General features: G+C 66.2%; 22 protein-coding genes. 13 read left to right on the forward strand and 9 right to left on the reverse strand.

The genetic code is table 11. The features are described from left to right. Positions 1-136: 136 nt before the first annotated feature. Entirely contained in the window at positions 137-835 is a 699-nt protein-coding gene (locus tag KTQ42_RS00815) for a GntR family transcriptional regulator (RefSeq protein WP_217343765.1), read from the forward strand. Positions 836-888: 53 nt separating this feature from the next. Here the strand turns inward: KTQ42_RS00815 and KTQ42_RS00820 are convergent, their stop codons facing one another. Beyond that, entirely contained in the window at positions 889-2,025 is a 1,137-nt protein-coding gene (locus KTQ42_RS00820) for a hypothetical protein (protein WP_217343766.1), read from the reverse strand. A 322-nt stretch (positions 2,026-2,347) separates the two neighbouring features. On the opposite strand from KTQ42_RS00820, the gene KTQ42_RS00825 reads away from it, so the two are divergent. Both KTQ42_RS00825 and KTQ42_RS00830 read left to right on the forward strand, forming a co-directional pair. Further along, positions 2,348-3,079, forward strand: coding sequence for a phasin family protein (locus KTQ42_RS00825; RefSeq protein ID WP_217343767.1), 732 nt, complete (start codon positions 2,348-2,350; stop codon positions 3,077-3,079). Positions 3,080-3,266: 187 nt separating this feature from the next. Further along, a complete protein-coding gene (locus KTQ42_RS00830; protein ID WP_217343768.1) occupies positions 3,267-3,854 on the forward strand; it encodes a phasin family protein in 588 nt (195 codons plus the stop codon). 76 nt (positions 3,855-3,930) lie between these two features. Here the strand turns inward: KTQ42_RS00830 and KTQ42_RS00835 are convergent, their stop codons facing one another. Both KTQ42_RS00835 and KTQ42_RS00840 read right to left on the reverse strand, forming a co-directional pair. Further along, positions 3,931-4,233 carry an EthD family reductase gene (locus tag KTQ42_RS00835; protein WP_217343769.1) on the reverse strand — a complete coding sequence of 101 codons (303 nt, stop codon included), beginning with the start codon at positions 4,231-4,233 and terminating at the stop codon, positions 3,931-3,933. Positions 4,234-4,304: 71 nt separating this feature from the next. Continuing rightward, positions 4,305-5,066 (reverse strand): FadR/GntR family transcriptional regulator, encoded by a 762-nt coding sequence (locus KTQ42_RS00840; protein ID WP_349292109.1) that lies wholly within the window; start codon positions 5,064-5,066, stop codon positions 4,305-4,307. 155 nt (positions 5,067-5,221) lie between these two features. On the opposite strand from KTQ42_RS00840, the gene KTQ42_RS00845 reads away from it, so the two are divergent. From KTQ42_RS00845 to KTQ42_RS00860, 4 genes are read left to right on the forward strand one after another with little or no spacing between them, the layout of a single operon-like run. Then, entirely contained in the window at positions 5,222-6,214 is a 993-nt protein-coding gene (locus tag KTQ42_RS00845; RefSeq protein ID WP_217343770.1) for a tripartite tricarboxylate transporter substrate binding protein, read from the forward strand. After that, entirely contained in the window at positions 6,211-6,693 is a 483-nt protein-coding gene (locus KTQ42_RS00850; RefSeq protein WP_349292110.1) for a (2Fe-2S)-binding protein, read from the forward strand. The genes KTQ42_RS00845 and KTQ42_RS00850 overlap by 4 nt, the downstream gene beginning before the upstream one ends. After that, complete coding sequence (locus KTQ42_RS00855; protein ID WP_217343772.1) at positions 6,690-8,849, forward strand: molybdopterin cofactor-binding domain-containing protein; 2,160 nt, start codon at positions 6,690-6,692, stop codon at positions 8,847-8,849. The genes KTQ42_RS00850 and KTQ42_RS00855 overlap by 4 nt, the downstream gene beginning before the upstream one ends. 37 nt (positions 8,850-8,886) lie before the next feature. Beyond that, a complete protein-coding gene (locus KTQ42_RS00860) occupies positions 8,887-9,582 on the forward strand; it encodes a substrate-binding domain-containing protein (protein ID WP_217343773.1) in 696 nt (231 codons plus the stop codon). A 466-nt stretch (positions 9,583-10,048) separates the two neighbouring features. Here the strand turns inward: KTQ42_RS00860 and moaC are convergent, their stop codons facing one another. Beyond that, entirely contained in the window at positions 10,049-10,549 is a 501-nt protein-coding gene (gene moaC, locus KTQ42_RS00865; RefSeq protein WP_217343774.1) for a cyclic pyranopterin monophosphate synthase MoaC, read from the reverse strand. Positions 10,550-10,641: 92 nt separating this feature from the next. Between moaC and KTQ42_RS00870 the strand changes: the two genes are divergently transcribed. Then, a complete protein-coding gene (locus KTQ42_RS00870; protein WP_217343775.1) occupies positions 10,642-12,138 on the forward strand; it encodes a M48 family metalloprotease in 1,497 nt (498 codons plus the stop codon). A 21-nt stretch (positions 12,139-12,159) separates the two neighbouring features. On the opposite strand, the gene KTQ42_RS00875 is transcribed toward KTQ42_RS00870, so the two are convergent. Genes KTQ42_RS00875 through KTQ42_RS00895 form a run of 5 tightly spaced genes read right to left on the reverse strand, consistent with a single transcriptional unit; the run spans position 12,160 to position 15,369 of the window. Further along, positions 12,160-12,750, reverse strand: a complete 591-nt coding sequence (locus KTQ42_RS00875) for a DUF2946 family protein (RefSeq protein ID WP_217343776.1) — start codon at positions 12,748-12,750, stop codon at positions 12,160-12,162. Positions 12,751-12,807: 57 nt separating this feature from the next. Beyond that, positions 12,808-13,773 carry an alpha/beta fold hydrolase gene (locus KTQ42_RS00880; protein ID WP_217346763.1) on the reverse strand — a complete coding sequence of 322 codons (966 nt, stop codon included), beginning with the start codon at positions 13,771-13,773 and terminating at the stop codon, positions 12,808-12,810. An 8-nt stretch (positions 13,774-13,781) separates the two neighbouring features. Then, the gene (locus KTQ42_RS00885) at positions 13,782-14,213 is read right to left on the reverse strand and encodes a nuclear transport factor 2 family protein (RefSeq protein ID WP_217343777.1); all 432 of its coding nucleotides are present in this window, start codon (positions 14,211-14,213) and stop codon (positions 13,782-13,784) included. 7 nt (positions 14,214-14,220) lie between these two features. Next, the gene (locus tag KTQ42_RS00890; RefSeq protein WP_217343778.1) at positions 14,221-14,421 is read right to left on the reverse strand and encodes a zinc-finger domain-containing protein; all 201 of its coding nucleotides are present in this window, start codon (positions 14,419-14,421) and stop codon (positions 14,221-14,223) included. Between the two features lie 27 nt (positions 14,422-14,448). Next, positions 14,449-15,369 (reverse strand): branched-chain amino acid transaminase, encoded by a 921-nt coding sequence (locus KTQ42_RS00895; protein ID WP_217343779.1) that lies wholly within the window; start codon positions 15,367-15,369, stop codon positions 14,449-14,451. Positions 15,370-15,550: 181 nt separating this feature from the next. Between KTQ42_RS00895 and KTQ42_RS00900 the strand changes: the two genes are divergently transcribed. The 5 genes from KTQ42_RS00900 to pyk all read left to right on the forward strand — a co-directional run bounded on the left by KTQ42_RS00900 (position 15,551) and on the right by pyk (position 20,688). Further along, the gene (locus tag KTQ42_RS00900; RefSeq protein WP_217343780.1) at positions 15,551-16,528 is read left to right on the forward strand and encodes a threo-3-hydroxy-L-aspartate ammonia-lyase; all 978 of its coding nucleotides are present in this window, start codon (positions 15,551-15,553) and stop codon (positions 16,526-16,528) included. 224 nt (positions 16,529-16,752) lie between these two features. After that, entirely contained in the window at positions 16,753-17,508 is a 756-nt protein-coding gene (locus KTQ42_RS00905; RefSeq protein ID WP_217346764.1) for an AzlC family ABC transporter permease, read from the forward strand. After that, entirely contained in the window at positions 17,505-17,828 is a 324-nt protein-coding gene (locus KTQ42_RS00910; protein ID WP_217343781.1) for an AzlD domain-containing protein, read from the forward strand. Before KTQ42_RS00905 ends, KTQ42_RS00910 begins: the two co-directional genes overlap by 4 nt. A gap of 143 nt (positions 17,829-17,971) precedes the next feature. Then, positions 17,972-19,171 carry a phosphoglycerate kinase gene (locus KTQ42_RS00915; protein WP_217343782.1) on the forward strand — a complete coding sequence of 400 codons (1,200 nt, stop codon included), beginning with the start codon at positions 17,972-17,974 and terminating at the stop codon, positions 19,169-19,171. Positions 19,172-19,254: 83 nt separating this feature from the next. Next, entirely contained in the window at positions 19,255-20,688 is a 1,434-nt protein-coding gene (gene pyk, locus KTQ42_RS00920; RefSeq protein WP_217346765.1) for a pyruvate kinase, read from the forward strand. The last annotated feature ends 20 nt before the right edge of the window (positions 20,689-20,708 follow it).

Genomic DNA, 20,708 nt, shown 5'->3' on the forward strand with positions numbered 1-20,708 from the left:
GTCGGTCAAAGTATAGTATCGGATGCAAAGATTGTATACAAAAAAAGTGTACATGGCAGCTGCGCCGGGCAGGGCGGGCTGGTATAGTGACGGCCATCGCGGCATGCACGAAACAGGCCCGCCACACGCGTTCATCATGACCACCACCGACACCGAAGAAAAGACTGGCAGCCGCAGTTCGGCCTGGATCGCGGACGATATCGCCGCCGCGATCGCGGCGCGCAAGCTGCCGCCCGGCACCAAGCTGCGCGAAGAGGCGCTGTCGCGGGTCTACTCGGTCAGCCGCACCAAGATCCGCGCTGCGCTGCTGATCCTGTCCAAGGACAAGCTGATCAACATCGTGCCCGACAAGGGCGCCTTCGTCAGCCAGCCGACCGAAACCGAAGCCCGCGACGTGTTTGCCGCCCGCCGCACCATCGAGGCGGCGCTGGTGGCGCAGTTCGTGGAAAAGGCCAGGCCGGCGGATTATGTAAGGCTGGAAAGGCACATCAGGAACGAGCGCGCGGCCGTGGCCAGGCCCGATTCCAAGGCCCGCTCGCAACTGCTGGGCGACTTCCATGTGCTGCTGGCGCAGGTGGTGGGCAACCCGGTGCTGACCGAAATCGTGCAGGAACTGGTGGCGCGCAGCTCGCTCATCACCATGCTGTACCAGTCGGTGCGCGATGCCGCCTGCTCATCCGACGAGCATGTGGCCTTCCTGCAGGCGGCCAGGTCCGGCGATGCGCGGCAGGCGGCGGCACTGATGCTGGAGCATCTCAATCATGTGGAAGCGGCGCTGCGCTTCGATGGCGCAGCGCCAGGGCCGGTCGACCTGGTGGCTGGCCTGCTGGCCTGAGCCGTCGCCAGCGGCCAATCACCAATGGCCGGCAGCCGCCAGGGCAGACGCACTCAGTGTAGTTGCGGCAATTCCCAGCAGACCAGCGCCAGCACCAGCATGAAGACGAACAGGATGCTGCCGCTCATGCCGGCCGCGCTTGCCAGTGCCAGGGTGGCGCGGCGCCGTCGTCCCTGGCGCTTGTGCATCCATGCCGCCAGCGGCAAGGGCCGCGGCTCGCGATAGGCGGGCACGGCCCCATGCTGTGGCGCAGTCCATACCGGTTCCACCCTTGCGCCGGCAGCCGCCGGCGCGTCTACGGTTGCCGTGCCATCCGCCTCGAATGACAGGTCCGGCGCCGCCTGTTCCAGCAGGGAAGGGAAGGGGCGGCGCCGGCGTGGCGCTGGCGGGCCGGGAGCGGCTTCGGCCGTGGCTTGCCCGTCGTCCTCGTCCTGTTCGGATACCGGCTCCGGCCAGAACAGCCCGCCGGACGGCTTGAAGGCGGGCTCCTGGCGTTGCAGCCAGTCTGGCGTGAGGGGCGCCGGTTCGTCAGGGATATCCGGTGCGGGTTCGTCGCGCAGCGGCGTTGCCGGCGCGGCGAACGATGGCGCCGGCAGGGTCGGCTCCGGTTCCGGCATCGGCGCGCTGCCGCGCAGCCCGGACGGCGTGGCTGGTTCCGGCAGGCGCAGGTAGTCCTCCCCGAGGTCGGGAAGTTCGGCGCGCAGGCGTTCCAGCAGCGGCGCGGCTGCTTCATCCATCAGCAAGAGCAGGCTCAGGTCCAGCGCCGGATCGCGCACCAGGCGCAGCAACTCGGCTTCGAAGGCGGCGCCAGCCTGCGCGAGGGCGACATCGAACCGGTAGAAAACGAGCAGGAAACGCAAATCCAGCGCCTTTTGCCATGCCAGCAATGCTTCCGCCGGACCCGCCATCGGTGGCGCCAGCGGCGCCTCCGGCCGGGCCTCCAGGACCGCTTCCTCAATCGCGCTGAGCAGATCGGGCAGCGGCATATCGCTGCCGGCGTCGAACAGCACGGCGATGTCGCCATTGCTGGCGCGGGCCAGCGCCGCACCCTGTTCACGGCCGCCGTCATCGCCGACCGGGCCGTGATAGAGCAGGGTCAGGCGCGACAGGCGTGCCAGACCGACGAGGCTGGACAGGGCGGCATCGCTGGCGCTGCCCTGCGGGGCTTGGTCGGTACCCAGAGTCATCATTGCTGTTTCATGCAATCGCTGTGGTTTCCATTTTCGGGTGGCTGCATCAGGACGCCTTTGACAGAAAGCGCAACATTGTTCGACAAACGGCAATGTTGCGCTGCGTATTCACTGTTGACCATATTGCACGGTTTGGGTTCAATTGCCGTGCGGGCAGAGCGGCTGAAGAAGGGTGCGCACAAGTATTTCCTCCAATAATTCATGCCGTTACGCATTCCTATTTTTTCTCTGGATAGATAAATTGCCTGAATAGTGGGCTAGAATTCGGTTTGCTGCATAGCAGCAATCGTAAATATTACGATGTTCTTTCCACGAGGAATCCATGTATCCACTACAAGAACAGTTCAAAAGCGACGCACTTGCACAGTTGAATTCCCGGATGGTCCAGGCAGGCCGGATCGCCGGCAACCTGCTTGAAATCAGCCACCAGATCGGCGTGCTGAATGTACGCACCGGCAAGGCATCCGCCGAGGCCCTGACCGGCGCGGTGCAGAAGCTGCTGGCCGCGAATAATCCAGTCGAATTCCTTCAATTGGCCGCCACCGTGATGCGCCCGGTCCCGCAGGTCTGGACCGATTATGCAGTGCAGTTGCGCGGCATCGCCGGCAGGATGGTCACGCCCGTGACGCAAGACCCGGCCGCAGCCGCCACTGATGCGCCTGCCGCACCTGTTGCAGCAACTGCTGCGCTGGACCTGCAGGGCGTAGTGCCGCCGGCGGCAATGGAAGCAGCCGTGCAGGAGCCTCCGATGCCGGTCGAGGCGCTGGTACCAGCCGAAGCCAGGGTTGACGCTCCGGCTCAGCCCGCTGTCGCCGCCGCCCCATCCCGGCCCGAAGCCGCGCCGGAAGTGCCGCAGGCAGTGCAGGAGGTGACGGAAGCCATCAATAATGTCGCCAAGTCCGCGCCGGTGATCTCCGCTGCCGCCACGCCTGATGCGAAAACGCTGGCCAAGGACACTGTGGTGCCAAAGTCAGCCGTCAAGGCCAGCCGCACGCAGGCCATGCAAAAGAATGCATCGTCGGGCAAGTCTGGCAGCCGTTCAAGGAAACCCTGAACACCAGCAAGTTTCTTTCTTGAAATCAAGCCTATGTCGCTCAAATGTGCGAATTTCGGTTTGAACAAAGAATTTGCTGACCAAAACCCAGGATTGTCGCGTAAAATCCCATTATGTTGCACTGCAATATAAGCAGTGCAGATGATCCAAACCATCCATCGCAACCTGAATCATTTCGGAGAACCGCATGTTTCCCAATGTCGAGCAATACCTCAATTCCAGCAAGGCGCTGATGCAGTCGCAGGCAAGCGCATTCCAGACCCTGGCTGGCAGCGCGCTGGAAAGCGCCGAGAAAGTGGCCACGCTGAATCTGGCAGCCATGAAGGCATCCGCCCAGGATTTCGGCAATGTGCTGACCCAGGCGACCACTGCGCGCGACCCGCAGGCATTCTTCGCGCTGGTAACGGCCCAGTTCCAGCCGAACAACGAGAAGGCCGCTTCCTACGCCCGTTACCTGGGCGAGATCTTCACCGAAACCCAGCAGATCTTTGCCAAGACCGCTGAAGCCCAGGTTGCCGAAGTCAGCCGCGCGGCCACTGCCATCGTCGACCAGTTCGCCTCCGCCGCTCCGGCCGGTTCGTCCGACGCGATGGCGCTGGTGAAGTCCATGATGGGCACGGCCAATGCCGTGTACGAGCAGGTCAACAAGGTGGCCAAGCAGACCGGCGAAGCCATGCAGGCGCAGGCAGCCAATCTGTCCGGCCAGTTCGTCAAGCCCGTGCAGGCAGCAGCCAACCAGACCGTCTCGGCCGTGGCCGATAGCGCAGCAGCCTGAATCTGAATTCAGCGTCGCTGAAGAAATGAAAATCGCCCGCTAGCGGGCGATTTTTTTTTGGGCGCCGGCTTTGCGGCTAGCTGATTTCCGACACCAGCGTGGTCACGCCGCCATTGGCGAAATTCGGCAGGTCGCCCACCGCCACCTTGGCCTCGGCGGAACCCATGACTTGCTGCATATGGTCCATGTCGTCGAAATAGAGTTCAGCGATCCGGTAGTAGGCCGGCTTGCTGCCGTCAGCCGTTCCGTTCACCAGCGAGAACTCGGCGCGCCGCAACCCCTGTATCTTGGCCGCCAGCGGCAGGTGGGTATGGGCGTAATACGATTCGAACGCCACCGAATCGGCCGGGTGGCCATACAGCAAAGTCAACTTCACCATCGCAGTCTCCTTTATGTTGCCTTATCAAATGCATGGCGATGGCCGGGACGCTGTGTCCTGACTTGCCCCGCCTATTCCATGCTTTCCGGGTGGAACAGATTGCGTCTTACATGCATCAGGTGTTCGATGATGGCTTTGCGGGCCAGCGGCGCATCCCGCTCGCGCAGGGCATTTACCAGTATCCGATGCTCATTCTGATAGGCGCGCCGCCGGTCCGGCGTCAGGCTCTTTCGCTTCAGTTGCCCCCATTCGGCACGCTCCCGCACTTCATGCATCAGCCGAAATACCGTCAGCACGAAGCTGTTGTGGGTTGCCTCGGCAATTGCCTGGTGCAGCGCGCCATCCCAGTGTTCGAATTCCTCGAAGCTGATCGCATCCTCGGCCTTGGCCAGGCATTGCTCCATGATGGAGAAGTCGGCGCTGTTGGCATTGCGTATGGTCATCTCCACCAGCGCCGGCTCGAAGGCGATGCGCGCCTCCATCAGTTCGGCCGGGCTGGTGCCCATTGTGGGAAGCATCGCATCGGCTGCGGGCGCTGCCTGCGCCAGGCGTTCCAGCGCGTCCGGCGCCAGGTAGGTGCCGCTGCCCACGCTTTGCGTGATCAGCCCCATTTCCTTCATCTGGGTCAGCACCCGGCGCACCGTGGAGCGGCCTACCTGAAAGGCTTCCATCATCTGCCGCTCGGCCGGCAACCGTTCGCCCGGCTGCCAGCGGCCGCGGCGCAGGTCGGCAAGCAACATTTCCTTCAGGCGAAAAGCGGTATCGGTTGACAAGGGATGGTCAGGATTGGACGGGGAATGCAGATGATAATGGATGTCGGTCTGGCTGACCACACACCGAATTGTTGATTGACAATCGCACGAACGCGCTGCTAAATTGGTTTGATATTCAAACCTCATAAAACCAATTAGAACCAATTTCACGGCGCCTGCATGCAGCACCCTGGCCAGGCGCGTCAAGATCATACGAAGGCGGAGGAGACACCACCATGCGCAACAACTACGCTGTACCTTTCCAGCGGGCGGCGACAGCCGTGCTCGCTTCCGTTCTGCTGGCAGGCGCCGGCCATGCGCTGGCGCAGGAATACCCGAGCCGGCCGGTGAAGCTCATCGTGCCCTTCGCCGCCGGCGGGCCGGCCGATGTCTATGGCCGGGCGGTGGCGCAACGGCTGCAGGATGTGCTGAAGCAGTCCTTCGTGGTGGAGAACCGGCCCGGCGCCGGCTCGCTGATCGGCACCGAGGCGGTGGCCAAGAGCGCGCCGGATGGTTACACCCTGCTGCTGATGTCCAACACCCATACCGTCAACGAGTCGCTGTTCGCCAGCAAGCCGTATGAGCTGATGCGCGACTTCGCGCCGGTGGCGCCGATCAACTATTCCGATCTGGTACTGGTGACCCGGCCGACGCTGGAAGCCGGCACCACGGCGGATCTGCTGAAGATGGCCAAGGCCAGGCCGGGCGACCTGTCCTATGCCTCCTCCGGCCCGGGCACGCCGTACCACATGGCCGGCGAACTGTTCAAGGCCATGGCCGGCGTCAACATCCTCCACATTCCCTACAAGGGCAGTTCCGGCGCCCGCACCGATGTGCTCAGCGGCCAGGTCGACATGATGTTCGACGCGGTGCCGACGATGGTCGAATTCGTCAGGAGCGGCCGGGTCAAGGCGCTGGCCACCACCGGCAGGACCCGCTCCCAGGTGCTGCCCAACGTGCCGACCATGGCCGAGTCCGGCGTGCCGGATTATGAGGCGGTGATCTGGCTGGGCCTCTTGGCGCCCAAGGGCACGCCGGCTGCCATCGTCAACCGCCTGAACGAGGAGGTGGGCAGGATGGCGTCCGACCCGCAGGTGATGCAGGCCTGGGCGAAGCAGGGCGCCACGCCCATGAAGATGAGCCCGGACGCCTTTTCGAGATACATGCAGGACGACATCGCCAAATGGGCCCGTATCGTGAAACTCTCCGGAGCGAAGGCGGACCGGTGAGCCAGTCGGGTACCGTCACGCTGCTTGTCAATCGCAGCGAATGCCGGATCGAGGCTGACCCCGACCTGTCGCTGCTGGAAGCGCTGCGCGACGTGCTGGACCAGAAGGGCAGCCGCTATGGTTGCGGCGCCGGCCAGTGCGGCGCCTGTTTCGTGCTGGTGGGCGGCCATCCGGTCCCGGCCTGCGATACGCCGCTATGGGCCGTGGCCGGCAAGGCCGTCACGACGGTGGAAGGGCTGGGCAGCCCGGACGCGCCGCATCCGTTGCAGCAGGCCTTCATCGATGAACAGGCAGCCCAGTGCGGCTACTGCACTTCCGGCATGCTCATTTCCGCCGCCGCGCTGCTGGGGCGCAATCCCTCCCCCAGCGAGCGGCAGGTGCGCGAAGCCCTGGACCGCAACCTCTGCCGTTGCGGCGCCCACAACCGCATCGTGCGCGCCGTGCTGCGCGCTGCTGCCGCGATTGGCGGCCGGCCATGAACATGGCCTATGTGAGCGCCACCGAGGGCCAGAGCGCGGGGCCGCCGCTGCCGGGCAGCATGCAGCGCAACCGCCGCCTGTGCCAGTGGCTGCGCTTTTCCGTCCAGGGCCATGTCGAGGTGCTGTCGGGCAAGGTGGAGCTGGGGCAGGGCATCCTGACCGCGCTGGCCCAGATCGTCGCCGAAGAACTCGACCTGCGGCTGGACCAGGTGCGCATGATCCCCGCCAGCACCGCCGCCAGTCCGGACGAGGCAGTGACCTCGGGCAGCCTGTCGGTGCAGGAATCGGGCGCGGCCCTGCGCTGCGCCGGCGCCGAGGCCAGGCACCTGTTCCTCGAGGCGGCGGCCGCGCTGCTGCATTGCGCGCCGGCGGAACTGCGTACGGCCGATGGCGACATCGTCCATGCCGACGGCCGTCGCAGCAGCTACTGGGCGCTGGCGGACGCGGTCGACCTGGACCGCGAGGCCAGCGGGCTGGTCGCGCCCAAGGATGGCAGCGCCTACCGCCTGGTCGGCCAGGCCGCCGCCCGGCTGGATCTGCCGGCCAAGGTTTTCGGTCTGCCGCACTTCATCCATGACATCACGCTGCCCGGCATGCGGCACGCACGCATGCTGCGTCCGCCCGGTCCCGGCGCGCGGCTGGCCTCCAGCACTGCCGCCGCCGCTGCGCTGGAGGGCAGGCAAGCGCAACTGGTGTGCGACGGCTCGCTGGCGGCGGCGGTCGCCGCCAGCCAGCACCTGGCCGAGCGCGCCGCTGCGCTGGCCGCGCCGCTGCTGGCCTGGCAGGCTTCGCCCGCGGCGGCGCCGCTGCCCGGGCAGCACGACCTGGCCGGCTGGATGCGGCGGCAGCCGGCGCAGTCGGCGCTGATCGCCGCCAGCGAAAACGGCACAGCAGGCGCGCCGGTGGCGGCTACCCGGTCGGCCAGCTATGGCAAGCCCTATATCGCCCATGCATCGGTCGCGCCTTCCTGCGCGCTGGCGCTGTGGGACGGCGTCCGGCTGACGGTCTGGACCCATAGCCAGGGCATCTACAACCTGAGGAAAGACCTGGCGCTGGCCTTTTCGCTGCGGCCGGACGACATCACGGTGCAACATGCCCAGGGCGCCGGCTGCTACGGTCATAACGGCGCCGACGATGTCGCCTATGACGCCGCCTGGCTGGCGCGCACCCTGCCGGGCGTGCCGGTGCGGGTGCAATGGTCGCGCGCCGACGAACTGGCCTGGTCGCCGTTCGGCCCGGCCATGCTGGTCGACCTGGAAGCCGACGTGGATGCCAGCGGCGCCGTGCTGGACTGGCGCCATAGCGTGCGCAGCAATGGCCACAGCAATCGCCCCGGCCGCGCCGCCACGCCGGCGCTGTTGGGCAGCTTTCACACGGCACAATCGTTTCCACCGCTACTTGCGGTGAATGCGCCGCTGGCGGCCGGCGGCGGCGCCGAGCGCAATGCGCAGCCCTGCTATGACTTCCCGTCCTGGCGCGCCACCGGCCACCGCCTGCTGACCATGCCGCTGCGCACCTCGGCATTGCGGGCGCTGGGCGCGCTGGCCAATGTGTTTGCGATCGAATCCTTCATGGATGAACTGGCGCTGGCGGCCGGCCGCGATGCGCTGGAATACCGTCTCGCCCAGTGCAGCGATCCGCGAGCCCGGGCGGTGCTGGAGGACGCTGCGCGCCGGGCCGGCTGGCCGGGCGCGCAGCTGCCGCCGGAGCGCGGGCTGGGCATCGGCTTCGCCCGCTACAAGAACACCGGCGCCTGGTGCGCGGTGGTAGCCGAAATCGAGGCGGGGCAGGAAATCCGGGCGGTCCGGCTGACCATCTCGGTCGATGTCGGCACCGTGATCAACCCGGATGGCGTGATCAGCCAGATCGAGGGCGGCGCGATCCAGGCATGCAGCTGGGCGCTGAAGGAAGAAGTCGCCTTCAACGGCGAGCGTATCACCAGCGACAGCTGGGACACGTATCCGATACTGCGCTTTTCCGAGGTGCCGGCGGTGGACGTGGCCATCATGCCGTCGGCCGCGCCGTCGCTGGGCGCCGGCGAGGCCGCGCTCGGTCCGACTGCCGCTGCCCTGGGCAATGCGGTGGCGCGGGCGCTGGGCGTGCGGGTGCGCGCGCTGCCGTTGACGGCGCAGCGCATCACCCAACTGCTGCCCTGAACGCGGGCAGCGAGAACAATCAATCAAAGGAGAAGAAATGGATGTACAGATTCTGAGCGGCGGCGCCGCGCAAGGCGTGGTCAAGGCATTGCAGCAGGCGTTTCGCGACGACACGGGCGCCGGCATTGCCGGCACCTTCGGCGCAGTCGGCGCGATGAAGGAGAAGCTGCTGGCCGGCGCACCCTGCGACGTGCTGATCCTGACCCAGGCGCTGATCGCTGAACTGGAAGCCGCCGGCCATGTGCTGCCGGGCAGCGCCGCGCCGCTGGGCCGCGTGAAGACGGGCGTCGCGGTCAAGCGCGGCCAGCCGCGCCCGGATGTGTCGACGGCCGATGGCCTGCGCGCCGCATTGCTGGCAGCCAGGGGCATTTATTTCCCCGACCCGCAGAAGGCCACCGCCGGCATCCACTTCATCAATGTGGTGAAGCAGCTGGGCATCCTGGCCGACGTCGAAAAGGCGCTGCGGCCCTTCCCGAACGGCGCCACCGCCATGGCCCAGATGGCCGCCTGCGACGAGCCGGGCCTGTTGGGATGCACCCAGGTGACGGAAATCCTCTACACCGAGGGCGTGCAGCTGGTGGCCGCACTGCCGCCGGAGTTCGAGCTGGCGACGGTGTACACGGCGGCGGTATGCAGCGGGGCGGCGGAGCCGGAACTGGCGAAGAGGTTGGTGGCGATGCTGGGCGGGGAGGGGTCCAAGGAGGTAAGGGAGAAGGGCGGGTTTGAGTTTTAGGCTGGCACCGGCAACAAGCCACCTTGCCGCGGCTTTAGAGCGCCAGGCCCATGCCAAGGAAAACGCCAGCAAGCGTAGCCTGGGTGAAGCGCAGCGCAACCCGGGATTGCCCCCTTCGTGCAAGACACGCATGCCAGGCTTTCCTGGTTCATTTTCGAACCCTGCCTTTTCCATCTCGCTGGCACAGCGGCTGGCTTCACCGATGGAGGGCCCGGGTTGCGCTGCGCTTCACCCAGGCTACGCACTGCATGCCTGCCTGGCGGCATTGCACAGGACTGCCTGGGGCGGCGTGTTCCGCCAGCGCCTGGCCGCGGCTGGGAAGCCAACCAAGGCTCATCCATGACGCCCTTGGCGTGCTTGAGTCGCGGCAGGCCTTCGATCCAACGTTACATGGGGCCTGGCTGGCATAACGGCATCTACGAATGATCCGCAGATGGTTGCGGTCAGGGGAATGACGCTGCGCTCTTCAGGCCCCCGCCACCCAATCACCCGACTTGCCCCCGTGCTTCTCCAGCACCTTCACATCCGTCATCACCATCCCCCGGTCCACCGCCTTGCACATGTCGTAGATGGTCAGCAAGCCGACCTGCACCGCGGTCAGCGCTTCCATCTCCACGCCGGTCTTGCCGGTGGTTTCCACCCGCGCGATGCACAGTACCTGGTTGCGGCTTTCGTCCGGCTCGAAGTCAACCGTCACACGGGTCAGCGCCAGCGGGTGGCAGAGCGGGATCAGGTCGCTGGTTTTCTTCGCGGCCATGATGGCGGCGATGCGGGCAATGCCCAGCACGTCGCCTTTCTTCGCGGTGCCCGCCAGGATCTGCGCCAGGGTTTCGGGGCGCATCCTGATCACGCCGGAGGCGAGCGCGATGCGGTGGGTGTCGGCCTTGCCGCCGACATCAACCATGTGGGCCTGGCCGGCGGCGTCGAAATGGGTGAGGGCGTTGGCAGCTTGCTGGTCTTGGCTCATGGTGATCGGATGCTTGGAAAATGGGGTGGTTGAACGTTGCCGGGCGGGGGGTATCATAGCACCGTGCATTGTTCCCCAATTCCCGACCATTCATGTCCATTCGACCACGCATCACGGCCCTTGCCGCGGCCTTTCTGATTTCCGCCCAGTCGCTGCTGGCGCCGGCGGCAGCGCAGAATCTGCCCAATCTCGGCGGCAGCGAGCGCCAGGACCTGTCGCCCGTCATGGAGCGCAAGCTGGGCGAGCAGATCATGCGCGACATCCGCCGCGACCGGGACTATCTCAACGATGCGCCGACGCTGGAATACCTGAACGGCTTCGGCAACAGCCTGGTGTCGGCCCGGCCGGAAGTGCGCGGCGAGGCCGGCTACGACTTTTTCTTTTTCCCGGTGCGCGATCCTTCCCTGAATGCCTTCGCGCTGCCCGGCGGCTTCATCGGCGTGCATTCCGGGCTGCTGCTGGCGGCGCAGAGCGAGTCGGAACTGGCCTCGGTGCTGGCGCACGAGATCGGCCACGTGTCGCAGCGGCATATCGCCCGCATGCTGGGCAACCAGAAGCAGGACATGCTGGTGCCGCTGGCGGCCATGGTGCTGGGCGCGCTGGCGGCCAGCAGGAGCCCCGACCTGGCGATGGCGTCGATGATGGGCGGGCAGGGTTTTGCGATCCAGCGCCAGCTCAATTTCAGCCGCGACGCCGAGCGCGAGGCCGACCGCGTCGGCCTGCAGATCCTGGGCGAGGGCGGCTTCGACACCTCGGGCATGGTGGCTTTCTTCGGCCGGCTGCAGAATGCCAGCCGCAACTACGGCGACGGCGCGCCGGCCTACCTGCAGTCGCATCCGCTGACCACCGAGCGCATCGCCGACATCCAGTCCCGCATCCGCGACCAGCGCTACCGGCAGCGGGCCGACAGCATCGAGTTCCAGCTGATCCGGGCCCGGGTGCGGGTGCTGCAGGACCTGTCGTCCCAGGGCCTGCGCGACAGCGCTGTCACGTTCGAGAACCAGTTGCTGCTGAAAAGCCGGGTGCAGACCGCGGCCGCGAAATACGGCCAGGCAATGATTGCGCTGCGCCAGGAAGACCCGAAAAAGGCGCTGGCATTGTTGGAAGAGGCCAGGACCGCGGCGCTGAAGGACAGCGCACCCATCCTGGCGCTGGCGATCGAGGCCAGGATGGCGGCCGGCCAGCCGGCCGAGGCGCTGAAGCAGGCGCAGGCAGCGCGCTCGGCTTTCCCGGTGTCGCGCGGCTTTGCGATGCAGTATGCCGATGCGCTGATTGCCTCCGGCCGCACCGACGAGGCGGTGGCCTTCCTGCGCGACCAGGCCCAGCTCTACCGTTCCGACATCGATGTGCAGGACCATCTGGCGCAAGCCTATTCGGCGCAGGGCAGGCAGGCGCTGCAGCACCTGGCGCTGGCCGAGGCCTATGCATTGAAGGGCGCGCTGCCGGCTGCGCTGGACCAGCTGCAGATTGCGCGGCGCGCGTCCGACGCCTCGTTCTACGACCAGTCCATCATCGATGCGCGGGAGCGGGAATTCCAGGAGCGGCGGCGCGAGGAACTGAAGGAAAGCAAGGACGCGCGCAAGCCCTGATCCGCTCGCCGCGCCGGCGCCTCAGCCGCGCGGCTGCGGCACGAAGCCGAAGCGCTGCGCCAGTTCGCCGCTGTCGATGCGCTGCACCGGCAGTTCGCGGCCCTGGTGCCGCATCACCATGGCCGCCGGCGCGGCTTCGGTCAGCCAGCCGAGCAGCCTGTCGTCCGAGGCGGGTGCGCCATCGATGGCCAGCGCGCCGGTGCACTGGGCCAGGTCGCGGTCGTCCAGCAGCGCCACCTTGTCGCCGGATTGCAGGATCAGCTGGCCGCGCTCGGTCATGTAGGCCTGGTCGATCTGCGCCAGCGCTTCGCCGGTCTGCAGCAGAAAGCCCTGCGCCGGGTCGGTGCGGGCCACATAGGGCGTCGCTTCCAAGTCCACATAGACCCGCTGCGGCCCGTTCTGGAAATACCAGCGGCCGTCGCCGTCATGCGCATAGTTGCGGTTGATGAAGTTCAGCAGGGCCGCATTGGCGATGCGGTCGCCGGCGCGGCCGGCCTGCTGCGCCGCCTCGTCGCGCATGCGCCAGCCGCCGCGCGCATCCAGCGCCAGCCAGCCGTAGCAGTGGGGAACGTTGGGCCACTTGGCCATGGCCTGCCTGACGATCTCATCCATGATGGCTGCTCTCTTTCATGATCGGAAACGATGACGCCATACTAGCGCCGCCGCTCGTCAGCCGGCTTGCGCGTCGTCACCTTCGAGAAAACGCACGATGCGGCGCGGCAGCCAGCTGTTGACGCCGGGCGCAGCGCCCGTGGCGAAACCCACATGCCCGCCTTCGCGCGGATACTCCAGCCTGACCGCGGGCGAAGCCTGCTGCGGCAGATGGCGCGCCGGCAGGAAGGGGTCGTTCCGGGCATTGAGCACCAGGGTGCGCACGGTGATGTCGTTCAGTACGTGGCGCGCGCTGGCGCGGTGCCAGTAGTCGTCGGTGTCGCGGTAGCCGTGCAGCGGCGCGGTGACCACATTGTCGAATTCATACAGGTTGCGCGCGGCCAGCATCCGGGCGCGGTCGAACAGGCCGGGAAACTGGTCCAGCTTCTGCAGGCACTTGGGTTTCAGGGTCTGCAGGAAGACCCGGGTGTAGATCATGTTCAGCCCGGACGACAGGGCCGCGCCGCCGCCGGCCAGGTCGAGCGGCGCCGACACCGCGCAGGCGGCGTCGACAAAGCCGGCCGCCTGCTGCGACTCGCCCAGCCAGCGCAGCAGCGCATTGCCGCCGAGCGATACGCCAACCGCATACAGCCGGCCGGCGGCGCGGGCCGCGGGCGTGTCCTTGACGCGGCGCAAAATCCAGTCGAGCTCGCCGGCGTCGCCGGAATGGTAGAAGCGCGGACCCCGGTTCAACTCGCCCGAGCAGCCGCGGAAATGCGGAATCGCGCCCGACCAGCCGAGTTCGGCCGCATAGGCCATCAGCTCGCGCGCATAGTGGCTGCCGGACGAGCCTTCCAGTCCGTGGAACAGCACCACCAGCGGCTTGCCGGGCTGGCCGTCGAGGAAGTCGACGTCGATGAAGTCGCCGTCCGGCGCATCCCAGCGTTCGCGCCGCATCGCCACCACCGGCCTGGCGATCATGGTGGCCGGGTAGATGGTCTGCAGGTGGCCGCCGGGCAGCCAGCGGGGCGCGCGGTAATCCATTGCTGCCATCAGTGCAGGACGGTGCCGGGCGGCTGGTGCGACGGCGCCGGGCCGGGCGCAACCGACGCATGGTGGATCACGATGCGCCAGCCCTGCGGCGTTTTCAGGAAGACGTTGGTGGCGATGATGTGCAGGTCCGGCTGGCGGCCTTCGCTGCGGTGGATTTCCTCGACGATGCTGTGCACCGCGGTCAGCATGTTGTGGGTTTCATGCAGGCGGGACACGCCGATATGCACCGGGCCGCGCTCGAACACCGCTTCCCAGGAAGCGCGGATGGCGGCATGGCCGATCAGCCGGCCGCCGCCCGGATGCACGCAGACGATCTCGTCGTCCTCGGCCCACAGCGCCATCAGCGCCTGGATGTCGGCGCGGGCAATGGCGTCGTAGAACGCGGCTTCCGCGTCCACCGCCGTACCCATGCTCTTGTTGGATTTGGGCATCGATGCCTCAGTGGCCGTGATGCACCGCGCCGGGCTTCAAGCGATAGACCGTGCCGCAATAGGGGCACTTGCCTTCGCCCTTGTTGCCCAGGTCGATGAACACCCGCGGGTGGGACGACCAGATCGGCATGGACGGATTGGGGCAGAAGGCCGGCAGGTCCGGCCCGTCCAGTTCGACATAACTCATTTGCTGATGCGATTGGCTCATTGCATGTTTTCCGTTCTTGTTTCTTGTTTAAACCAGGGTCAGCCAGTGCCGGTACTGCGGCGCGCGGCCGGCCACCACGTCGAAGAACAGCGACTGCAGCTTCTCGGTAATGGGGCCGCGATGGCCGGCGCCGATCTGGCGGTTGTCGAGTTCGCGGATCGGCGTGATCTCCGCCGCGGTGCCGGTGAAGAAGGCTTCGTCGCAGCAGTACATTTCGTCACGGGTGATGCGTTTTTCAATGACTTCGATGCCGAGGTCGCGCGCCATCGTCAGCACCGCGTCGCGGGTGATGCCGTCCAGGCAGGAAGCCAGGTCGGGCGTGTAGAGCTTGCCGTTGCGGATGACGAAGACATTCTCGCCCGAGCCTTCGGACACATAGCCGTCGGTGTCGAGCAGCAGCGCCTCGTCATAGCCGTCGGCCAGCGCTTCCTGGTTGGCCAGGATGGAGTTGATGTAATAGCCGCAGGCCTTGGCCCGCACCAGCGACACATTCACATGATGGCGCGAGAAGGAAGAGGTCTTGACCCGGATGCCCTTGGTAATGCCTTCCTCGCCCAGGTAGGCGCCCCAGGGCCAGGCGGCGATCGCCACGTGGATGGTGTTGCCGCGGGCGGACACGCCCATCTTTTCCGAGCCGATCCAGACCAGCGGACGCAGGTAGCAGGATTCCAGCTGGTTGGCGCGCACGACTTCCTTCTGCGCGGCCATGATGGTTTCCATGTCGTACGGAATGTTCATCTGGAAGATCTTGGCCGAGTTGAACAGGCGCTGGGTATGCTCCTTCAGGCGGAAGATCGCGGTGCCCTCCGGCGTCTGATAGGCGCGCACGCCTTCGAACACGCCCATGCCGTAATGCAGGGTATGCGTAAGCACATGGATGGTGGCGTCGCGCCATTCCACCAGTGCGCCATCCTTCCAGATTTTCCCGTCGCGGTCGGCCATGGACATGTTGTCTTCTCCAGATTGTTAGGCAAAAACGCGATTTTAACGGATTAGGCAGGTAAAAAAGTTAGACGGTAAAATGCTGTCGGAACAATCTGTTTCTAAACGTTAATCCCTCTCCTGTGCGGCAAGCCGTTGCCGACGCTGGAAAACCCGCATCCCTGTCCAGCCATTCCGACCGAAAATTATGAGTGAAATCATGCTTCCGACCTATGACGATGTTGTCGCCGCCGCGGCGCGCATTGCCGGCCAGGCGCACCGTACGCCGGTGCTGACTTCGCGTATGGCCAACGAGGAAACCGGCGCGCAGTTGTTCTTCAAATGCGAAAACCTGCAGCGCATGGGCGCATTCAAGTTTCGCGGCGCCTACAACGCGCTGGCGAAATTCGATGCCGGCCAGCGCCGCGCCGGCGTCGTGGCCTTTTCCTCGGGCAACCATGCCCAGGCGATCGCGCTGTCGGCCAGGCTGCTGGGCATGCCGGCCACCATCGTGATGCCGCAGGACGCGCCCGCGTCGAAGATCGCCGCCACCCGCGGCTATGGCGCCCAGGTCGTCACCTATGACCGCTACACCGAAGACCGAGAGCAGATCGGCCGCGACCTCGCCGAGCGCCATGGCTACACCCTGGTGCCGCCCTATGACCATGCCGACGTGATCGCCGGCCAGGGCACCGCAGCCAGGGAACTGTTCGAGGAGGTCGGTCCGCTGGACGCCTTCTTCGTCTGCCTGGGCGGCGGCGGCCTGCTGTCCGGCTCGGCGCTCGCCACCCGCGCGTTGTCGCCGCAGTGCAAGCTCTATGGCGTTGAGCCGGAGGCCGGCAACGATGGCCAGCAATCCTTCCGCAGCGGCGCCATCGTCCATATCGACACGCCGCGCACCATCGCCGACGGCGCCCAGACCCAGCACCTGGGCCAGCTGACCTTTCCCATCATCCGGCGCGATGTCGACGACATCCTGACCGTGAGCGACGCCGAGCTGGTGGAAGCGATGCGCTTCTTCGCCACCCGCATGAAGCTGGTGGTGGAGCCGACCGGCTGCCTGGGTTTTGCGGCGGCGCGGGCGATGAAGCACCGGTTGCAGGGCAAGCGGGTTGGTGTGCTGATCAGCGGCGGCAACGTCGACATTGATCGCTACGCCGCCTTGCTCTGCGGATCGGCAACATGAGGCTGATGCACGCCAGGCATTGGTAGGGTGGAATACCCGAAGGGCATTCCACCGTTCTTGGCCGGACGACAGGCAATGTCAGCTTCTGCCGTGACCGACGACCGTGGCATGCCCCTGCGGGGTATTCCACCCTACGCGCTACGCTGTAACCTATTTTTCAACACCTCCTGAACCCGAAAGGCGCGGCGGCCAGAGCGGCCGCAAGCGCAAGCACAATGAATCAGATGCAAGGCACCACCCCGTCACCCTCCCAGTCCGACCCGATTGCGCCGCACGACCCGGAAAAAGCCGCGTTCCGCGAGGCGGTGCGCGCCAGCGCGCCGGCCATGCCCGGCATCTTCGCCTGGGGCGTGGTGGCCGGCATGGCGATGATGCAGTCGGGCCTGACGCTGTGGCAGGCGCTGGGCATGACCTTCATCGTCTTCGCCGGCTCGGCCCAGCTGGCGGCGCTGCCGCTGATGGCGGCCAATGCGCCGGCCGCACTGGTGTTCCTGACCGGCCTGGTGGTCAACCTGCGCTTCGTGATCTTCGCCGCCAGCCTGGGACCGCATTTCGCGCATCTGCCCTGGCGGCAGAGGCTGTTCTACGGTTATCTCAACAATGACCTGATGATGGGATTCTTCCCGCAGCGCTTTCCGGCCTACACCGTCGCCCACACCAGCGGCAAGGTGGGCTATTTCGCCGGCGTCTGCTATCCGAACTGGCTGACCTGGCAGGCCGGCTCGGTGGCCGGCATCCTGCTGGCCAGCCAGGTGCCGGCTTCCTGGGGCATCGGCTTTGCCGGCACGCTGGCGCTGCTGGCGGTCATGATTCCGCTGGTGGTGAATGCGGCCGCGCTGGGCGGCGTGATCGTCGCCGGCGCGGTCGGCGTGGCTGCCTACGGCCTGCCCTACAAGCTGGGGATGCTGCTGGCGCTGGTATCAGGCATGGCGACCGCGTCGGCCATCGACTTGATCAGGGAAAGAAAGGCGCAGGCATGAACGCGGCCGACATCTGGCTCACCATCGGCCTCCTGGCGCTGGCCACCGTGCTGACCCGGTCCTCCTTTTTCATGCTGGCCTCGACCCGCATGCCGGCCCGTCTGCAGCAGGCGCTGCGCTATGCGCCGGCGGCGGCGCTGGCGGCCATCGTGCTGCCCGACCTGGTGCTCAATGGCGGCGGCGCCGGCACGGCGATCGACTGGACCAATCCGCGCCTGGTGGCGGGCGCGGGCGCCACGCTTTTCTTCCTGGCGACCCGCCATCTGCTGGGAACCATCGTCGTCGGCATGGCGCTGTTTACCGCGCTACGGATTTTCTGAGTCTTCGGCGCCGGCATCCGACGGCTGAAATGTTCTTGGTAAAAAAGCAATAAAGAACCCGCGTATTGCTTGCCCAAAACGGCTTTTCGCATAGTTGCACTGGTATAGAATACGGCTCTTTCAATTTCATCATCACTGCCGCCATGCAATTCAACCGTTTCGCCGACCTGGTCCAGCAGGGCCAACTCAAGGGCAAGCGCGTGTTCATTCGCGCCGATCTCAACGTGCCGCAGGATGACGCCGGCAACATCACCGAAGACACCCGCATCCGGGCTTCGGTGCCGGCGATCCGCCAGGCGCTCGATGCCGGCGCCGCAGTGATGGTGACGTCCCATCTGGGCCGTCCGACCGAGGGCGCATTCAAGCCGGAAGACACGCTGGCGCCCATCGCCGAGCGCCTGTCCGGGCTGCTGGGCCAGAAGGTGGAACTGAAGCAGAACTGGGTCGACGGCGTCGATGTCGCGCCGGGCCAGGTGGTGCTGCTGGAAAACTGCCGGGTCAATCCGGGCGAGAAGAAGAACAGCGACGAACTCGCCCAGAAGATGGCCAGGCTCTGCGACGTGTATGTCAATGACGCCTTCGGCACCGCCCACCGCGCCGAAGCCACCACCCACGGCATCGCCAAATACGCGCCCGTGGCCTGCGCCGGCCCGCTGCTGACCGCCGAACTCGACGCGCTGGGCCGCGCGCTGCACCAGCCGGCCCGTCCGCTGGTGGCCATCGTCGCCGGCTCCAAGGTCTCGACCAAGCTGACCATCCTGAAAACCCTGGCCGAGAAGGTCGACAACCTGATCGTCGGCGGCGGCATCGCCAATACCTTCATGCTGGCGGCCGGCCTGAAGATCGGCAAGTCGCTGGCCGAGCCGGACCTGGTCGAGGGCGCGAAGGACATCATCGCGATGATGTCGCAGCGCGGCGCCTCGGTGCCGATCCCGGTCGATGTGGTCTGTGCCAGGGAATTCGCCGCCAGCGCGGCCGCCACCGTCAAGGACGTGGCCGATGTGGCCGACGACGACATGATCCTGGACATCGGCCCGAAAACCGCCGCCATGCTGGCCGAGCAGATCGCCAGCGCCGGCACGGTGGTCTGGAACGGCCCGGTAGGCGTGTTCGAGTTCGACCAGTTCGGCGAAGGCACGAAAACCCTGGCCATGGCGGTCGCCAACTCCAAGGCGTTTTCGATTGCCGGCGGCGGCGACACCCTGGCCGCGATTGCCAAATACGATATTGCCGAAAAGATAGGTTATATTTCGACCGGCGGCGGCGCCTTCCTGGAGTTCCTGGAAGGCAAGACCCTGCCGGCGGTCGACATCCTGCAGCAGCGGGCTGCAGACAAGTCTTGAGCACCGCACCCGCATTCGGCCGACGGCGGCCGCGCCAGCCGGCGCAGGCCGCGCGCCCGGTCGTTCCAACCCAGGAAGGCAAGATGCAAAGAGCCACCAAGATCGTCGCCACCATCGGACCCGCTTCCAGCGATCCGGAAACCCTGACCCGGATGATCCATGCCGGCGTCGATGTCGTGCGCCTGAACTTCTCGCATGGCAAGGGCGAGGACCATATCGAGCGGGCCGCGCTGGTGCGCCGCATCGCCGCCGACCTGGGCCGGGAAGTGGCCATCATGGCCGACCTGCAGGGCCCGAAGATCCGGGTCGGCAAGTTCGAGAACGGCAAGGTCACCCTGGTGCGGGGCGAGAAATTCATCCTGGATGCCGCCTGCGAGCTGGGCAACCAGCAGCAGGTCGGCCTGGATTACAAGGACCTGCCGCGCGACGTGCGCGCCGGCGACGTGCTGCTCCTGAACGACGGCCTGATCGTGCTGGTGGTCGACCGGGTCAGCGGCACCCAGGTCCACACCACGGTGCGCACCGGCGGCGAGCTGTCCAACAACAAGGGCATCAACCGCCAGGGCGGCGGCCTGACCGCGGCGGCGCTGACCTCCAAGGACATGGAGGACATCAAGACCGCGATGCGCTTCCAGGCCGACTACATCGCCGTGTCCTTCCCGAAAAGCGCCACCGACATGATCATGGCGCGCCAGCTGGCCAATATCGCCGGCGAGGAGTTCAGCCACAAGCCGCAGATGATCGCCAAGATCGAGCGCGCCGAAGCCATCCCCGCGCTGCAGGAAATCCTGGACGCGTCCGACGGCATCATGGTCGCCCGCGGCGACCTGGCGGTGGAAGTGGGCAATGCCGCGGTGCCGGCCCTGCAAAAGCGCATGATCCGCATGGCGCGCACCTCCAACAAGCTGGCCATCACCGCCACCCAGATGATGGAATCGATGGTGCAGAACCCGGTGCCTACCCGCGCCGAAGTGTCGGACGTGGCCAATGCGGTGCTGGACGGCACCGACGCCGTGATGACCTCGGCCGAGACCGCCGCCGGCCGCTATCCGGTGGAAACCGTGGAAGCGATGGCCGCGATCTGCATCGAGGCCGAGCACTCGGAAGACTTCCGCCTCGACGCCGACTTCCTCAACGTGACCTTCAGCCGCATCGACCAGTCGATCGCCTACGGCGCGCTGTTTACCGCCTACCACCTGAGGGTCAAGGCCATCGTGGCGCTGACCGAGTCCGGCTCCACCGCGCTCTGGATGAGCCGCCACAATATCGACGTGCCGATCTTCGCGATGACGCCCAGCCTGGCCACCCAGCGCAAGGCAGTGCTGTACCGTAACGTCACCACCATGGCGCTGGCGCATTCCACCGACCGCGAGGCGGTGCTGAAAATGGCGCAGGACTTGTTGCTGGCCAAGGGCGTCGTCCAGCGTGGTGACATGATCGTCATCACCTGGGGCGAGCCCATGGGCCAGGTCGGCGGTACCAACGCGCTCAACATCATGAAAGTCGGCGACTACTAATTTTTATACCAGGAGAATCC

Source organism: Noviherbaspirillum sp. L7-7A, from assembly GCF_019052805.1.
Taxonomy (GTDB): Bacteria; Pseudomonadota; Gammaproteobacteria; order Burkholderiales; family Burkholderiaceae_D; genus Noviherbaspirillum_A.

Bases quoted from the DNA above. Each gene is read 5' to 3' on its own strand.
- KTQ42_RS00815 (WP_217343765.1), top strand. From the start codon at position 137: ATGACCACCACCGACACCGAAGAAAAGACTGGCAGCCGCAGTTCGGCC.
- KTQ42_RS00820 (WP_217343766.1), bottom strand. From the start codon at position 2,025: ATGATGACTCTGGGTACCGACCAAGCCCCGCAGGGCAGCGCCAGCGAT.
- KTQ42_RS00825 (WP_217343767.1), top strand. From the start codon at position 2,348: ATGTATCCACTACAAGAACAGTTCAAAAGCGACGCACTTGCACAGTTG.
- KTQ42_RS00830 (WP_217343768.1), top strand. From the start codon at position 3,267: ATGTTTCCCAATGTCGAGCAATACCTCAATTCCAGCAAGGCGCTGATG.
- KTQ42_RS00835 (WP_217343769.1), bottom strand. From the start codon at position 4,233: ATGGTGAAGTTGACTTTGCTGTATGGCCACCCGGCCGATTCGGTGGCG.
- KTQ42_RS00845 (WP_217343770.1), top strand. From the start codon at position 5,222: ATGCGCAACAACTACGCTGTACCTTTCCAGCGGGCGGCGACAGCCGTG.
- KTQ42_RS00855 (WP_217343772.1), top strand. From the start codon at position 6,690: ATGAACATGGCCTATGTGAGCGCCACCGAGGGCCAGAGCGCGGGGCCG.
- KTQ42_RS00860 (WP_217343773.1), top strand. From the start codon at position 8,887: ATGGATGTACAGATTCTGAGCGGCGGCGCCGCGCAAGGCGTGGTCAAG.
- moaC (WP_217343774.1), bottom strand. From the start codon at position 10,549: ATGAGCCAAGACCAGCAAGCTGCCAACGCCCTCACCCATTTCGACGCC.
- KTQ42_RS00870 (WP_217343775.1), top strand. From the start codon at position 10,642: ATGTCCATTCGACCACGCATCACGGCCCTTGCCGCGGCCTTTCTGATT.
- KTQ42_RS00875 (WP_217343776.1), bottom strand. From the start codon at position 12,750: ATGGATGAGATCGTCAGGCAGGCCATGGCCAAGTGGCCCAACGTTCCC.
- KTQ42_RS00880 (WP_217346763.1), bottom strand. From the start codon at position 13,773: ATGGATTACCGCGCGCCCCGCTGGCTGCCCGGCGGCCACCTGCAGACC.
- KTQ42_RS00885 (WP_217343777.1), bottom strand. From the start codon at position 14,213: ATGCCCAAATCCAACAAGAGCATGGGTACGGCGGTGGACGCGGAAGCC.
- KTQ42_RS00890 (WP_217343778.1), bottom strand. From the start codon at position 14,421: ATGAGCCAATCGCATCAGCAAATGAGTTATGTCGAACTGGACGGGCCG.
- KTQ42_RS00895 (WP_217343779.1), bottom strand. From the start codon at position 15,369: ATGTCCATGGCCGACCGCGACGGGAAAATCTGGAAGGATGGCGCACTG.
- KTQ42_RS00900 (WP_217343780.1), top strand. From the start codon at position 15,551: ATGAGTGAAATCATGCTTCCGACCTATGACGATGTTGTCGCCGCCGCG.
- KTQ42_RS00905 (WP_217346764.1), top strand. From the start codon at position 16,753: ATGCAAGGCACCACCCCGTCACCCTCCCAGTCCGACCCGATTGCGCCG.
- KTQ42_RS00910 (WP_217343781.1), top strand. From the start codon at position 17,505: ATGAACGCGGCCGACATCTGGCTCACCATCGGCCTCCTGGCGCTGGCC.
- KTQ42_RS00915 (WP_217343782.1), top strand. From the start codon at position 17,972: ATGCAATTCAACCGTTTCGCCGACCTGGTCCAGCAGGGCCAACTCAAG.
- pyk (WP_217346765.1), top strand. From the start codon at position 19,255: ATGCAAAGAGCCACCAAGATCGTCGCCACCATCGGACCCGCTTCCAGC.